A 13,767-nucleotide genomic window follows, 5' to 3' on the forward strand; every position below is an offset into this window, starting at 1 on the left:
CACGGACCCGAAGATGCGCAACGAGATCGATCACGTCACCGTCGGCGCCGCCGATTTGGACAGCGGCGCCGCCGACATGCGGACCCTCCTCGGCATCGACATGCCGCTCGGCGGCAAACATGTGGACATGAGCACCCACAACCGGGTCATGCGCACCACGGACGGCGAGTTCCTGGAGCTGATCGCCATCGACCCGGAGGCGCCCGCGCCCGGCCGGCCGCGCTGGTTCGGCCTCGACCTGCCGGCGCGCCGCGCGCGCCTCGCCAGGGGGCCGGCGCCGGTAGGCTGGGTGATCCGCACCGACGACCTCGACGGCGTGGTGGCGAAAAGCCCGGTGGACCTCGGCCCGGTGAAGGCCATGTCGCGCGGCACCCGCTCCTGGCGTCTCACGGTGCCGGACGACGGGGTCGGCGCGCTCGGCGGCATCGTGCCCGGCTTCATCGAATGGGACGGCCCGCCCCATCCCTCCGCCGGCATGCAGCCCTCGGGCCTGGTGCTGGAGGCGGTGATCGTGCGCCATCCGGATCCCGCCGCGGTGGCGGACTTCCTCGCCGCCGCGGGCATCGCCGCGCTGGCGGCGGTGGAGGAGGCCCCGGCCTCCGGCCTCGCCTTCGTCCTGCGCCGGCCCGACGGCACCCGCCGGGTCCTCGCCTGAGAGGGACGGCGCCGCGCCCTTGACGGCCGGCGGGTCCTGACGCGAAGTCGGGGTCCGCTCGCACACAGGAGGAGCCGGCAATGACCGATGACGTGGCGCGCCACTACGAGAGCGGCGGGGACCTCGTCCGCGCCATCGCCGACGCCCTGCGCGCCGCCGGCAAGGACCCCGGACGGATCACCGCCGCCGATCTCGCGGGCGTCGACGAGTTCCATGTCCGCGGCCGCGCGGCGACCCTGGAGCTCGCCGGCTTCCTGCGCCTCCATGCCGCCTCGCGCCTGCTGGACGTCGGCAGCGGCCTCGGCGGCCCGGCGCGCACCCTGGCCGAGGCGACCGGCTGCCACGTTACCGGCATCGACCTGACCCCGGCCTATTGCGCGGCGGCGACGGCGCTGAGCGCCTGGGTGGGGCTGTCCGGCCGCGTCGACTTCCGCGAGGGCGACGCCACGGCGCTGCCGTTCGCCGACGCCGCGTTCGACGCCGCCATGACCATCCATGCCGCCATGAACATTGCCGCCAAGGACCGCATGTATGCCGAGGCGCGGCGGGTGCTGAAGCCGGGCGGCCGGTTCGTCGCCTACGACATCCTCCAGGGCGAGGGCGGGCCGGTGCTCTATCCCGTGCCCTGGGCGCGCACCCCGGCCATCAGCCATCTGGCGACCCCCGAGGCCATGCGGGAGCTGCTGGAGGGCGCCGGGTTCCGGCTGGTCGAAAGCCGTGATTCCACCGCCGAGGGCCAGCTCTGGTTCGAGCGCATGGCGGCGCGGGCGGCGGCGGCGGGCGCCGAGGCGGGGGCGGCCCGGGCGCCCACCCTGCGCCTGCTGCTGGGCGACGATTTCGCGGCCATGGCGCGCAATCAGGTGGCGACCCTGCGCGAGCGGCGCATCCGCACCGTCACCTTCGTCTGCGAGGCGTGAGGCGGGCGTCGCGTCCGAAGGCTCAGAACCCGCCTGCGGTCGCCGCCGCCAGCAGCGCGGCCATGGCGATCAGCGCCGCCGCCGCCACCGGCCAGCGGCGCAGCTGGCCGTCCGCCGCCACGGCGAGGCCTGAGATGCCTCGCCAGAGCGCCTTGAGCGGGCCCATGGCGTGCAGGATGTCGCCCGCCGGCACCTCCGGCAGCGGCCAGCTGCGCCAGGCGAGCAGCCCCGCGAGCGCGAGGCCGAGCGCCACCGGCCACAGGCCCTTCGCCAGCGCATCGGCCGAGAAGGCGGCGGCGAGCGGCAGCCCCGTCACGGGCCCGAACAGCACGAACGGCACCGCCAGCGCCAGGGCCGCCAGCGCCAGCGTGGGCAGGATGATGCCGGCGGGCGGCGCCTTGTCCGGCTTGCCGCTGGCCGCCACCAGCAGCGCGTAGCGCGCCATGAGCAGGGCCGAGCCGGCCGCCGACAGCGTCAGAAGGAAGCCGGCGAGGCCGCCGGGCACGACAATCTTGATGGCGTACTTCGCCAGCGCGCCGCCGGTGAAGGGCAGGCCGGCGAGGCTGAGGCCGAGCAGGCCGGCGAGCAGCGCCACCTGCCGCGCCCGCGCCGGCGCCGCCGCCATGGCGAGCCCGGCGGCGAGGAACATGGCGCCCTTCAGCAGCATGTGGTTCACCGCATAGAAGGCGGCGATGGGGAAGGCGCCGGGCAGCCCCGAGGCGATGGCGGCGCCGATCACCGCGCCCACCACGCCCATCTGGCTCACGGTGGAATAAGCGAGGGCGCGCTTGGGGTGGGTCTGGGTCACGCCGAGGGCGACGCCGTAGAAGGCGGTGAAGAGGCCGACGGCGGTCAGCGCCTCGCCCCAGCCAGGCAGCGCCACGCCTTCGGGCAGGAAGCGCAGCAGGCCGATCACCCCCGCCTTCACCACCACGCCGGAGAGCGCCGCCGAGCCCGGCACCGGCGCCACCGAATGGGCGAGCGGCATCCACACATGCAGCGGGAACAGGCCCATCTTCATGGTGAAGCCGGCGAGCAGAAGCAGCACGATGGCGGTCCTGAAGGGCGAGGCGGGCAGCGCCGCCACCGCGTCGCGGATCAGCGGATTGGCCTCGCTCGCGCCCGAGGCGAGCATGACGAAGGCGGCGATCAGGAACGCCTCGCCCAGCACCGTCAAGGCGAGGTAGAGGTTGCCGGCGCGCCGCGCCTCGACGGTGTCGTCGTGGGTCACGAGGCCGAAGGCGGAAAAGCTCACCAGGGCATAAGCGAGGTAGAAGCTCGCCACGTCCGCCACCACGAACACCGCGAACGAGCCCGCCATGGTGAGCGCCCACCACGTGGCGAAGGCGCCGCGCGCGGGGTCCTTTCGCATGTAGGACGCGGCATAGGCGCCGGCGGCGATCCACAGGAGCGCCGCGCCGCCGAGCAGCAGCGCGCCGGCTCCGTCGAGCGCCAACATGAAGCGGAACGGGTAGGGCGCGACCAGCACCGACATGCCGCGCGGCACCGTCAGCGCCGCCGCCAGCGCCGGCAGCGGCGCGAGCACGAGCAGGCCCGGCACGCGGCGGCGCAGCGCCGGCTTCAGCATGGCGAGCGCCAGCGCCAAGGGCGCGAGGACGGCGAGCAGGAGCAGCGCCTCCGGCGCGCCCGAGCCCGCGCCGGCGATGGGAAGGGGCGGGGCGAGCACCGCTCCCGCAGCGGCTGCGTTCATCGCCGCGTTCACGGTCCCGTTCATGGCATGAGCCCCGCCCAGGTCACCGGCCGGCCGATGGAGAGGAAATCCAGCGGCGCCAGCGGCAGGAAGCCGAGCGCCACCGCGCCGAAGGCCAGAACCAGCGCGATGCCGGCGCGCCAGCGGCATTCGCGCTGCGCGGGCAGCGCCTCGTCCGGGCGCTGGAGCGCCAGCACCACCAGGCGCAGCACGTAGCCGCCGGCCAGCAGCCCGCCCGCCAGCACCACCACCGCGATCCACCACGCGCTCTGCTGCAGTGCCGAGGTGAGCAGCATCACCTTGGCGGTGAAGCCGCCCGCCGGCGGCAGGCCCATGAGCGAGAGGCCGCCGATGGCGAAAGCGGCGATGGAGAGCGGCGCCACGCGGGCGGCGCCCTTGAGCCCCGCGAGGCGGTCGTGGCCGAAGGCCTCGGCGACGAGGCCCGCGGCCATGAACATGGCGGCCTTGGAGAAGGCGTGGGAGACGAGGTGCAGCGTGCCACCGGTCCAGGCCAGCGCGCTCCAGTAGGGATCGTCCGTCGCCGCCAGCGGGAACATGAGGCACAGATAGCCGATCTGCGCGGCGGTGGAGTAGGCGATCAGCAGCTTCAGCCGCGCCTGCGCCAGCGCCACCACGCCGCAGACGAGGATCGCCCCGGCCCCGCATGCGGCGAGGACCGGCGCCGCCGCATCGGCCATGGCCGGCGGGGCGAGATCCGCCCACAGGCGCACCAGCAGGAACAGCGGCGCCTTGATCACCAGCGCCGAGAGCACCGCGCTCGCGGCCGGCGGCGCGCCGGAATGGGCCGGCGGCAGCCACAGATGGAGCGGGAACAGCGCCGCCTTCGCCATCAGCCCCGCGCTCATGAGCGCCAGCGCGGCGCCGAAGCTCCAGCCCGGCGGCGCCTTGGCGAGCGCCGCCGACAGGTGCGCGAGGTCGAGTGTGGCGTAGAGCCCGTAGACCAGCACCACGCCGAGCAGGTAGAGCACCGAACCGAACAGCGCGAACATCAGGTAGGTCATCGCCGCCTTGAGCTGGCCGGCCCTGCCGTCGAGGCAGACCAGCGGCACGGCGGCGAAGGTGAGCAGCTCCAGCGCCACGTAGAGCGTGAACAGGTCCTGCGCCATGAAGGCGAGGTTGAGCGCGCTCGCGAGCGCCAGCGCCAGCATGAAGAAGGCGGGCGGCATGCGCGCCGCCGCGCGCCCCGGCGCGCGCATGCCGTAGATGGCGATCAGCGGCAGCACCACCGCGCACATGGCCATCATGGCGGCGGAGAAGCCGTCCGCCCGCAGGCCGATGCCGAGCGGCGGCGCGAGGCCGGCGACGAAGTATTCGAGTGCCCGGCCGGTGCGCGCCACCTCCCAGCCCACGGCGAGCGAGAGGCCCGACCCCAGGACCAGGATGGCGAGCGCGGCGCGCTCTCCCGCGCGCGGCTTCAGGAGCAGCAGCGGCACGAGGCCGAGCAGCGGCACCGTCAAGGCGAGGACGAGGAGGGGGCTCACGGCTCCCCCTCCGGCCCGCCGCCGTCCGCTTCTTCCGCCGCCCTCAGGCGCAGCAGCAGCGCGACCGCGAGCGCGGTGGCGCAGAAGGCGACGACGATGCCGGTGATGACCAGCGCCTGCGGCACCGGGTCGGCGGCGAGCCCCGCGCCCGCGCCGCGCCGCGCCACCGCGCCGAAGATCAGGAACACGCCGCCGCCGAGGATGTTGAAGCCGAGGATGCGTCCGAGCGCGCCCGGCGCGGTCAGGAGGCCATAGGTGCCCAAGCCCGCCAGCAGCGCCCCGGCGAGCCCGTAGAGCAGCGCCGCGCTCATGGCCGCTCCTCGCCGGCGGGCGGCCCGAGCACCACCAGGACCAGGGTCAGGGCGATGGAGGCGGTGATGGCGATCTCCACGATCTTGATCACCAGCTTCTCGAAGCCGGGCGGAAAGGCGAGGAAGGCGCCCGCGGTCGCCCAGCCGAGGAAGCCGGCCGCCAGGAGGCCGAACGGGCCGGCGAGCAGCACCACGCGCAGCCGGCGGTCGTCGGCGCGGGGCAGCGGCGCGAGGCCGGCCGTCAGCGCCAGAAGGCCCATGGCCGCCAGCGTCGCCCCGCTCTGGAACGCGCCGCCCGGCGCGTCGGCGCCGGCCCACAGCAGGTAGACGCCCACCAGCAGGCCGATGGGCACCAGCACCCGGGCGAGGAAGGCGGAGGGGGCGGGCGCGGGGCCCGCGAACAGCGGCTCCGGCCGTCCGCGCCAGTGGGGGTCGCGCGCCAGCGCCCACACGCCGACGAGGGCCAGCAGCAGCACGATCTTCTCCAGCAGCGTGTCGAGCCCGCGGAACGCCAGCAGCACGCCGGTGACGGGATTGCCGAGCCCGGTGGCCGGCAGCGCCGCGGCGGCATCGGCGGCGCGCGAGGGCGCCGGCTCCGGCAAGGCCAGCACCAGAGCGGCGAGCCCCAGGGCGACCCCGGCCGAGATGGCGGCCGCGAGCGCCTTGCTGCCGGCGCCGGGCACGGTCGGCGCGCCGGCCGCCGCGCGCAGCAGCACGATGCCGGAAATGCCGCTGCCGATGGCGATCTCGGTGAGCGCCACGTCGGGCGCCGAAAGCCGGGCCCAGGCGAGGCCCAGCAGCAGGCCGTAGCCCATGAAGGCGATCACCGCCGCGCGCGGCGCCGGTGTCGCCACGGCAGCGAGGGCGCCGCCCGCCAGCAGCAGGCACAGGACGGCGTCGAGCAGGAGGCTCACGGCCGCTCCTCCCGCTTCGCCTGCTCGGCCGTCGCCGCCGCCGTCGCCGCCGTCGCCGCCTCCGCCGTCGCAGCTTCCGCCATGACCTGCGACACCGCGCCGGACGCGAGCTGGGCCAGCCCCCACACGGCGATCATCTTGGCGCCGGCGATCAGGCTTCCCGCCTGCGGCAGCAGGCCGAGGACGATGAGCGCGAGCCCCAGATTGTCGGCCTTGGCGAGCGCGTGGATGCGCGATAGCGGGTCCGGCAGCCGCACCAGGCCGAGCGTGCCGGCGGCGAAGAAGACGAGGCCGGCGGCGACGAGGAGCGCCGTGAGGAGATCGAGCAGCAGGCTCATGGCCGCCGCTCCGCTTCGGTGTCGGGCGCCGCGTGGGGGCCGAGCGCCGCGCGGTAGGCGCAGGCGGCGAGCGCGGCCAGCAGGGCCAGCAGCAGCGCCGCGTCGATGAGCGCCGGCTCGCCCATGGCGGGCGTGATGAGCAGCAGCGCGGCGATGGCGCCCGAGCCCAGCAGTTGCAGCGCGAGCATGCGGTCGATGTCGGCGCCGCCGCGCCACAGGGCGGCGAGGCCGAGGCCGGTGAGGAGCAGCACCAGGGCGCCGGCCGCGAACAGGAGGTCAGCCATGGCGGCGTCCGTCGTCCTCGCGCTCCGGGGCCTCGCGCGGGAATGGCTCCGCCGGGGCGCTCATGGCGAGGAAGGCGGCGGCGTCAGCCGCGAGCGCCGCCGCCACGGGCGCGGTCACGTCGAGGCAGTGGACCGTGAGGCCGGGGCCGGGCGCATCGAGCGGCAGGGTGCCGGGCTGGAGGCTGGTGAGCGCCCGGAAGGCGTCGCGCGGCAGGCCTTCCGGCACCGGGCAGGGAACGGTGAGGATGCCGGGGGCGACCTTGGGCGGCGTCGCCGCCACCCGGCGGGCCACGTCCCATCCGGCCGCGAGCGCGCCGGCCGAGAACCGCGTCAGGTAGGCCAGGGAGCCGGGAAGGCGCAGGCGCGTCCCGGCGGGCGGCAGCAAGGCGAGGCTGGTGCGGGCGCAGAGGGCGGCGATGACGAGGCCGGCGGCGAGATCGGACGCGGAGAGCCGGCCGAGCACCACCCAGCCGGCGAAGAAAGAGAGCCATCGCGCGACGCCCTGCGCCGTGAAGAGTTCCCCCATAGCCCCCTTGCCCGAGTTCCCTTGCCCGAGTTCCCTTGCCGGAGTCCCCTTGCCCGCTGCGCCCGTCGACGAGGGTCCGGCCCGCGATGCGCCGCATCATAGCCGCCGGCTGAAGTGCACGGAAGCGTCGCCGGGGCGGCACCGCCGCGCCGGAAAGCTTCAGGCCGGGCGGCGGCGCAGCGCCGCCCGGTCCGCCGGGTCAGCGGTGGCGCTGCACCGGTCGGCCCCCCTGCGCCGGACGGGCATTCTGCCGCGGCCGCGCATTCTGCTGCGGGCGTGCCCGCTGCTGGGGCCGTACATTGCGCTGCGGCGTCGCCTGGCGGTTCGGCCGTACATTGCGCTGGGGCGCCGCCTGGCGGTTCGGCCGCACGTTGCGCTGCGGCTGAGCATTGCGCTTCGGGCGCGCCTGCTGGGCGCGATTGCGCACATTGTCCCGCGCGCCCTGGGCGGGGCGGTTGGCCGGCCGGTCGGGCCGGGCCGCCGGACGATCCGGGCGGGCGGCGGGCCGATCCGGCCTCACGCCCGGTCGGTCGGGCCGCGCGCCGGGGCGGTCAGGCCGTACGCCGGGACGATCCGGGCGCAGTCCGGGCCGGTCGGGCCGCGCGCCGGGCTGCTCGGGGCGCACGCCGGGGCGATCCGGGCGCAGGCCCGGCCGGCCGGGACCAATGCCTGGACGATCGGGACCAAGGCCGGGACGATCCGGTCGTCCCGGGCGGTTGGGCGGCGGCACGTTCGGCCGGCCGGGGCGCCAGGGTCCCGGTCCCCAGGCGGGCGGCCGCGCGCCGGGACCCCAGCCCCAGTGGGGCGGGCGATGCCAGGCGGGCGGGACCACCCACACCGTGTTCCAGCCGCGGTTGTTCCAGCCCCAGCGGTTGTTCCAGGCCGAGCCGACCACCACGCCGGTGCCGAACAGCAGCGCCCCGGTGGCGAAGGTGGTGAAGGCGCTGGAACTGTCATAGACCGGCACGTAGATGCGCTCGGGATTGGCGGGGGCGATGTAGATCACCTGACGGCCGCCGCTCTCGCGGGTCGTCACCACCTGCTGCTCGTTGGTCTTCAGGTTGCCCACCTGCTCCGCCTTGGCGCGCAGCATCTGGATCACGTTGGAGACGTCCTGCGGCTGGGTGACGAAGGCGTAGCCGATGGATTCGGTCCATTCCATGTGGTCGGCCAGCAGCGCGATCACATCCGGGAAGCGCGCCAGCGCCTTCACCGAGGAATCCCAGGGCTTCTTGTCGACCAGCGCGAAGTTGCGGGCCGCCACGGTGCGCGGATTGTTCTCGATCCACTTGTCGGCAGCGACGATCTGGTCCGGGAAGGCGGCGGCCGGCATCAGGATCGCCAGCAGCGGGTCAGGATAGAGCGCGATCGGCCCGAAGATGTATTCGAGGTCGCTCATGGAATAGCGGGCGGTCTCCTGCGCCGCGGGCGCCGGGACCTGGGCCGGCGCGGGCGGCGGGGGAGGGGCCGGCGGCGTCGGCTGGGCCTGCGGCCCGTCGGGCGGCGTCTGCGCGCCGGCGGCGATGGGGAAGACCACGGTCGACCAGGCGAACACGCTCGCCACCAGCACCCGCCCGACCTTGCCCGCACGAAGCGGCGAGCGCCGCATTCTGGCTGTCACGGCCACGATAAACCCTCCAACTTCCATTCCGGGCCGGCGTGGAATGCCGCCAGACCTGATCAACGCTTGTGACGGCAAAAGGTGCCCGAATTCGGCTGCAACCATGGCAAAGCTTGGCCATGTCGCCGCTGCGCCATGCTCCTGCCGGGGCTGCCCTCGGGGGAAAGGGCGCCCCGGCAGGGACCGCCTCATTTGGCGGGCGGCGCGGTGTCCGGATCCGGAATCTCGCCCGGCTTGTAGTCCGGCAGGCGCCCCGCGGGAATGATCGAGAGCAAGGCGATGCCGGCCATCAGCAGCAGGCCGATCTTCAGCGCCCTGAGCCGCGATTCGGTGTTCACCGCGACCGCCGCCGTCACCTGCTCGGCGGTGGCGCCGGCGGTCTCCAGCGTGGTCTTCAGCCGGTCGTTGGAGATGAAGTTGATGCTGTCGAGGTTCACCATCGCCTGGACCTCGGGGGTCAGGGCGGGCGTCGCCGCCACCCGGCCGAGGACGATGGTGGAGAGCAGCGTCACCAGCAGCGCGCCGGCGACCGCGGTGCCGACCGCGGCGGCGAGGTTGTTGGTGGTGCCGCGCAGCGATCCCACGTCCCCGGCCAGCTCCTTCGGCGACGCGGTGACGAGCACGTTGAACACCAGCGTCACCAGCGAGCCCTGGCCGATGCCGAAGATCACGAGGCCGATCAGCACCGGCACCGCGCTCCAGTCGTTGCGCACCACGAAGGCGAGCCACACCAGCGCCACCGTGCACAGCATGAAGCCGTAGCGGCCGATCTGGCGCGGCGTGAGCCTGTCGTAGAAGCGCACGATCAGCATCGCCGAGAAGAACACCGTCAGGTTGAACGGCATCATGGCGATGGCGGTGGCGAGCGGCGAGCGCCCCTGCACGATCTGGATGTAGAGCGGCACCGAGAAGTTCAGCATCGCCTCGAGCGCCACCACGGCGAACATGGCGATCACCGCCGCACGCTCCTGGCCGGAGGTGATGACCTCCAGCGCGAGGAGGGGCGTCCTGCCGGCCTCCTGCCGTCTCTTCGTCCAGCGCACGAACAGCTGGCCGAGCACGATGCCCACCACGATGAACACCGGCGCGGGTGAGAGCCCGGCGATGTTGAACGGGGCCGCCGGCGTCGCCACCGCCATGCCCCAGCGGTTGAGGTTGTTGAAGCCGAACGAGATCAGCACGATCGCGGCGGCGGCGAGCACCACGCCCACGAGGTCGATCTCAACCTCCGGCCGGCCGTGATCCGGCTTCAGGCGGAAGCTGAGCACGAACACGATCGCCGAGAGCGCGATCAGGATGCCGAACGCCGGGCGCCAGCCGATGAAGGTGCCGAGCACGCCGCCGATGAGGAAGGCGGCGACGCCGGCCGCCGCGCGCGCCGAGCCGAGCGCGCCGAGCGCGGTCGCCTGCTGGGTGCCGCGATAGTTCTCGGCGATCAGCGCCACCAGCGAGGGCACGATGGCCGCCGCCGCGGCGCCCGACAGGCCCTGGGCGGTGATCATGGTCGCCGCGTTGGGGCTGAAGGTCATCAGCACCTGGGCGCCGCCGAACAGCAGCACCGTGGCGCGGAACACCTTGAGCGCGCCGAAGCGCTGGTTGAGCTTGGCGCCGAGCATCACGAAGCCGGCCACCAGCATGGAATACATGACGATGCCGGTGGCGATGGTGGTGGGCGGGACGTTGAAGCTCTTCACCATGCCGCCGAGCGCCACCGGCAGCGAGGCGACGTTGAACGACATCAGCACCTGGCCGAGCGCGATGGCGATCATCGGCACCCAGGAGTCCTTCGTCTCCTGGCCGGCGCGCGGGCTGGCCGCGGCAGTGTTGTCCATGGGCGTTTTCCTTCTGAGATCGTGTTCTTGGTCTGCGGACGCGCCGGGCGCGGGATCACTCCTCGGGGCGGGAGACGAACAGGTCCATGCCCAGGTGCTGCGAGAGGTAGCGCGCGGCGAGCTGGCCCTTCACGCTGTTGCCGGCGGCATCGAGCGGCGGCGCGAAGGTGCCGAGGCCGCCCTTGCCGGGCGAGACCGTGACGATGCCGCCGCCGATGCCGCTCTTGCCTGGCAGGCCGATCTCGTAGAGCCAGTCGCCGGAGGTCTCGTAGAGGCCGGCCGTCGCCATCACCGCCAGGGCGTAGTGGCATACATCCGGCTCGACCACGCGCTCGCGGGTCACCGGGTTGACGCCGCCGTCCGCCAGCGTCGCGCCCATCACCGCGAGGTCGCGAGCGCTGACGTTGAGGGAGCACTGGCGGGTGTAGAGCTCGGTCGCCTCGTCCGGGTCGCTGTAGATGGCGCCGACGCTCTGCAGCATGCGCGAGATGGCGCGGTTGCGGAAGTTGGTGGCGATGGCCGAGGCGTAGACCTCCTCGTTCAGCGGCAGGGCGCGGCCGGCGAAGCGCGACAGCCCGCCATGGATGAAGGCCCATTTTTCCTCGCCGGTCGCGCCCGGCACCAGGCTGGTGGTGGCGATGGCGCCGGGATTGACCATGGGATTGGTGATGCCGCCCGGCATCGCCTCGATGGCCGCCAGCGAGTTGAAGGCGCGCCCGGTGGCGTTGGCGCCGAGCTTCGCGCGCGCTTCGGTGGGGCCGATGACGCCGCAGACGAGCGCGAAGATGAACGGCTTCGACACGCTCATGATCGAGAATTCGTGCTCGATGTCGCCGGCGGCGTAGATGCGCCCGCTGGTGCCGGCGACGCAGATGCCGAACAGGTCGCGCGGGACCCGCTCCAGGGCCGGATAGACCTTGGAGTTCTCGCCTTCCGCGTTGTCCTTGAAGCGCGCGTGGGCGCGCCGCACCAGGCGTTCGACTTCCTCGGCCTCCGGCAGGTGGCCGGTGGAGATGTAGGCGGGGCTGGTCAGGTCGTCATCTCGGAACATGGCGGCTTCCTTGTTCTTCTGCCGAGCTCTTCGGGGCGTCTTCGGCGCGCCGGGCGGATGCGGTGGGATCGGAGGCCTTTCCTGGAGCCAGCCCGGAGCCGGGCGATTCATTGTCGGCGCCTGCCGCCTCCGGCCATCGAGGTGGTGCGTCCGCCCAAGCCGGCGCGAAGAGGGCAGCCTAGCATGTACCGTAAAGCTTGAGGCTCCGGTTCTCAATAAAATCATTCTGTAAAAACTTAGAGTAAGTTCAATTTTATGGTGCAATGCGATATATTTTTCTGTGTGATGCAATAAGAGTGCGTGGAAGCGTTGTAGAGATGCTGTCTCATGTCGTTGTTTGGTTATGATGATACCGTCCAGACATAAGCCTTCCCCTTGTGTCGAGGCGCATCGCGCGGCATCGGGCTGGTTCCGCTGACGCCCGGGCGCGAATATCCAAAGCCTTGTACTCGCTTGAGTTGCGGCGTGGCCGGGTGGCGCCGTCGACACGCCGATGGGCGCAGCCGACGTTCCTCTGGCCGCCGAAACATGCCAATGTGAAGCTGGGCCGTAAACGCTGAAATTTCTTCAGCATCATAGTGAAATCCATGCACAAGGTCGTCCGCATGTCGCTGAAGCGAGTTGATCTGAACTTGTTCCGGGTATTCGAGGCCGTCATGCATTCCCGCAGCGTGAGCGGAGCGAGCAAGGACCTGGGCGTCACGGCCTCGGCGGTCAGCCACGCGCTCGCGCGGCTGCGCCTCGCGGTGGGCGACGAGCTGTTCGTCTATGGTGACGACGGCATGGTGCCGACGCCGCGGGCGCTGGCGATCGCGCCCGCCATCCGCGAGGGCCTCGGCCGCATCGAGGACGCCATCGCCGGCAAGCCGTTCGTCCCCGCCGAGGCGGTGCGCACCTTCCGCATCGCCGCGAGCGAGTACGGCACGAGCGTGGTCCTTACCGGCCTCATCGCGCGCCTTGCCGAAAGCGCGCCGCAGCTCGAGCTGCGCATCTTCCCCTATAGCCGCCTCGATGTGGTCCAGCAGCTCGACGAGGGGCGGCTCGATCTGGTGGTGGGCTGGTTCTCCGATCTGCCTGAACGCGTGCGCCGCGCGACGCTGCTCAAGGACCAGGAGGCGCTGGTGGTGCGCCGCGGGCATCCGCTGGCGGGCCGGCCGGCCACGCGGGAGGCGTTGTTCGCCTATCCGTTCGTGGTGGTGGAACTGCTCGGCGCGGGCGACCAGGCGTCCGACGGCTTTGTCGACGATCGCGGGGTGTGGCGCCGGGTCTGGATCGATCGGCTGGTGATGGAGGCGGACGACGACGTCGCGGCGGTCGCGCACGTGGCGGTCTCGCTGCCCCACTACGCCTCTGTCGCGGACATCCTTGCGCGGACCGACATGGTGGCGACGCTGCCGGCGCGGATCGCGCGGGGTCTGGTGGAGGCCGGCGGACACGTGACGCTGGAGCTGGACCTGCCGCCGCTGGAGGCGACAGTGGAGGCGATCTGGCACCAGCGCGGGGAGCGCGACGCCGGGCTGCAATGGCTGCTCGGCCAGCTCATCGAGGTGACGCGCAGCGAGGCCGCCCCCTGAGCGCAGGCCACCCCTGCGGGCGCGCGGGAGGACGCGGGAGACGGATGTCCGGCGGTGGTCAGTCCGCGCACGCCTGCGGCGCTTCGAGGCGCGAGCGCATCTCGTCCACGCGCGCCTGAAGGCGCGCCACCTCGACCACTCCGCGCTGGTGCGCGACCGTGCCGATGATGGCGCCTTCCGTTCGCACCACGGCCTCGAACGTCACCCGCCTGCCGTCCACCGAGGTGATCTCGGCCTCCACGTCGACCTCCGCCCCCATGACGGCCGGGCCGGAATGAACCAGGCGGACCTGGGCGCCCACGCTGTCATGGCCCGGATCGAGCATGGGCAGCAGAAGGTCACGGCACACCATCTCCACGTCGTAGAGCATGTTGGGCGTGCCATAGACCCTGAGCGTCGGGCCCATGAACGTAATGGCGCGCGCGTCGTCCACCACGACGCGGCGCCGGGTGCGGGCGCCTACCACGATCATTCCGCATGCCTCCGGAGCGTCAGTCTGGCGCCAAGGATGGCGACTTCAGTTCAATAATG

The 13,767-nt window shown here is 72.9% G+C and carries 14 protein-coding genes; 3 read left to right on the forward strand and 11 right to left on the reverse strand.

All coding sequences use genetic code 11. From position 1 onward, the window contains the following. Positions 1-13: 13 nt before the first annotated feature. Both V5F67_RS08375 and V5F67_RS08380 read left to right on the forward strand, forming a co-directional pair. On the forward strand, positions 14-655 hold the full coding sequence (locus V5F67_RS08375) for a VOC family protein (RefSeq protein WP_394021265.1): 642 nt from the start codon (positions 14-16) through the stop codon (positions 653-655). An 80-nt stretch (positions 656-735) separates the two neighbouring features. Further along, on the forward strand, positions 736-1,572 hold the full coding sequence (locus V5F67_RS08380) for an SAM-dependent methyltransferase (protein ID WP_394021264.1): 837 nt from the start codon (positions 736-738) through the stop codon (positions 1,570-1,572). A 22-nt stretch (positions 1,573-1,594) separates the two neighbouring features. Here the strand turns inward: V5F67_RS08380 and V5F67_RS08385 are convergent, their stop codons facing one another. The 10 genes from V5F67_RS08385 to glsA all read right to left on the reverse strand — a co-directional run bounded on the left by V5F67_RS08385 (position 1,595) and on the right by glsA (position 11,662). Continuing rightward, positions 1,595-3,307 (reverse strand): complex I subunit 5 family protein, encoded by a 1,713-nt coding sequence (locus V5F67_RS08385; RefSeq protein ID WP_394021263.1) that lies wholly within the window; start codon positions 3,305-3,307, stop codon positions 1,595-1,597. Further along, positions 3,304-4,785 (reverse strand): complex I subunit 5 family protein, encoded by a 1,482-nt coding sequence (locus V5F67_RS08390; RefSeq protein ID WP_394021262.1) that lies wholly within the window; start codon positions 4,783-4,785, stop codon positions 3,304-3,306. The genes V5F67_RS08385 and V5F67_RS08390 overlap by 4 nt, the downstream gene beginning before the upstream one ends. Next, positions 4,782-5,096, reverse strand: coding sequence for an NADH-quinone oxidoreductase subunit K (locus V5F67_RS08395; protein WP_394021261.1), 315 nt, complete (start codon positions 5,094-5,096; stop codon positions 4,782-4,784). The genes V5F67_RS08390 and V5F67_RS08395 overlap by 4 nt, the downstream gene beginning before the upstream one ends. Continuing rightward, on the reverse strand, positions 5,093-6,010 hold the full coding sequence (locus V5F67_RS08400; RefSeq protein ID WP_394021260.1) for a hydrogenase subunit MbhD domain-containing protein: 918 nt from the start codon (positions 6,008-6,010) through the stop codon (positions 5,093-5,095). The genes V5F67_RS08395 and V5F67_RS08400 overlap by 4 nt, the downstream gene beginning before the upstream one ends. Then, on the reverse strand, positions 6,007-6,348 hold the full coding sequence (locus V5F67_RS08405) for a monovalent cation/H(+) antiporter subunit G (protein ID WP_394021259.1): 342 nt from the start codon (positions 6,346-6,348) through the stop codon (positions 6,007-6,009). Before V5F67_RS08405 ends, V5F67_RS08400 begins: the two co-directional genes overlap by 4 nt. Beyond that, the gene (locus tag V5F67_RS08410) at positions 6,345-6,632 is read right to left on the reverse strand and encodes a monovalent cation/H+ antiporter complex subunit F (RefSeq protein ID WP_394021258.1); all 288 of its coding nucleotides are present in this window, start codon (positions 6,630-6,632) and stop codon (positions 6,345-6,347) included. The genes V5F67_RS08405 and V5F67_RS08410 overlap by 4 nt, the downstream gene beginning before the upstream one ends. Then, positions 6,625-7,158, reverse strand: coding sequence for a Na+/H+ antiporter subunit E (locus V5F67_RS08415; protein WP_394021257.1), 534 nt, complete (start codon positions 7,156-7,158; stop codon positions 6,625-6,627). Before V5F67_RS08415 ends, V5F67_RS08410 begins: the two co-directional genes overlap by 8 nt. Before the next feature lie 199 nt (positions 7,159-7,357). Further along, the gene (locus V5F67_RS08420; RefSeq protein ID WP_394021256.1) at positions 7,358-8,785 is read right to left on the reverse strand and encodes a DUF3300 domain-containing protein; all 1,428 of its coding nucleotides are present in this window, start codon (positions 8,783-8,785) and stop codon (positions 7,358-7,360) included. 182 nt (positions 8,786-8,967) lie between these two features. Then, positions 8,968-10,611: an MFS transporter gene (locus V5F67_RS08425; RefSeq protein ID WP_394021255.1), complete on the reverse strand. Its 1,644-nt coding sequence runs from the start codon at positions 10,609-10,611 to the stop codon at positions 8,968-8,970. Between the two features lie 55 nt (positions 10,612-10,666). Next, positions 10,667-11,662 (reverse strand): glutaminase A, encoded by a 996-nt coding sequence (glsA, locus tag V5F67_RS08430; protein ID WP_394021254.1) that lies wholly within the window; start codon positions 11,660-11,662, stop codon positions 10,667-10,669. Between the two features lie 605 nt (positions 11,663-12,267). Between glsA and V5F67_RS08435 the strand changes: the two genes are divergently transcribed. Then, positions 12,268-13,236 carry a LysR substrate-binding domain-containing protein gene (locus tag V5F67_RS08435; protein WP_509210639.1) on the forward strand — a complete coding sequence of 323 codons (969 nt, stop codon included), beginning with the start codon at positions 12,268-12,270 and terminating at the stop codon, positions 13,234-13,236. Positions 13,237-13,294: 58 nt separating this feature from the next. Here the strand turns inward: V5F67_RS08435 and V5F67_RS08440 are convergent, their stop codons facing one another. Next, a complete protein-coding gene (locus tag V5F67_RS08440) occupies positions 13,295-13,708 on the reverse strand; it encodes a thioesterase family protein (protein WP_394021252.1) in 414 nt (137 codons plus the stop codon). Positions 13,709-13,767: the final 59 nt, after the last annotated feature.

This window comes from Xanthobacter pseudotagetidis (assembly GCF_043194795.2).
GTDB lineage: Bacteria > Pseudomonadota > Alphaproteobacteria > Rhizobiales > Xanthobacteraceae > Xanthobacter > Xanthobacter tagetidis_A.

Excerpts from the sequence above, each read along its gene's own strand:
- V5F67_RS08375 (WP_394021265.1), top strand. The coding sequence starts at position 14 with ATGCGCAACGAGATCGATCACGTCACCGTCGGCGCCGCCGATTTGGAC.
- V5F67_RS08380 (WP_394021264.1), top strand. The coding sequence starts at position 736 with ATGACCGATGACGTGGCGCGCCACTACGAGAGCGGCGGGGACCTCGTC.
- V5F67_RS08385 (WP_394021263.1), bottom strand. The coding sequence starts at position 3,307 with ATGAACGGGACCGTGAACGCGGCGATGAACGCAGCCGCTGCGGGAGCG.
- V5F67_RS08395 (WP_394021261.1), bottom strand. The coding sequence starts at position 5,096 with ATGAGCGCGGCGCTGCTCTACGGGCTCGCCGGGGCGCTGCTGGCGGGC.
- V5F67_RS08405 (WP_394021259.1), bottom strand. The coding sequence starts at position 6,348 with ATGAGCCTGCTGCTCGATCTCCTCACGGCGCTCCTCGTCGCCGCCGGC.
- V5F67_RS08410 (WP_394021258.1), bottom strand. The coding sequence starts at position 6,632 with ATGGCTGACCTCCTGTTCGCGGCCGGCGCCCTGGTGCTGCTCCTCACC.
- V5F67_RS08415 (WP_394021257.1), bottom strand. The coding sequence starts at position 7,158 with ATGGGGGAACTCTTCACGGCGCAGGGCGTCGCGCGATGGCTCTCTTTC.
- V5F67_RS08425 (WP_394021255.1), bottom strand. The coding sequence starts at position 10,611 with ATGGACAACACTGCCGCGGCCAGCCCGCGCGCCGGCCAGGAGACGAAG.
- glsA (WP_394021254.1), bottom strand. The coding sequence starts at position 11,662 with ATGTTCCGAGATGACGACCTGACCAGCCCCGCCTACATCTCCACCGGC.
- V5F67_RS08435 (WP_509210639.1), top strand. The coding sequence starts at position 12,268 with ATGTCGCTGAAGCGAGTTGATCTGAACTTGTTCCGGGTATTCGAGGCC.
- V5F67_RS08440 (WP_394021252.1), bottom strand. The coding sequence starts at position 13,708 with ATGATCGTGGTAGGCGCCCGCACCCGGCGCCGCGTCGTGGTGGACGAC.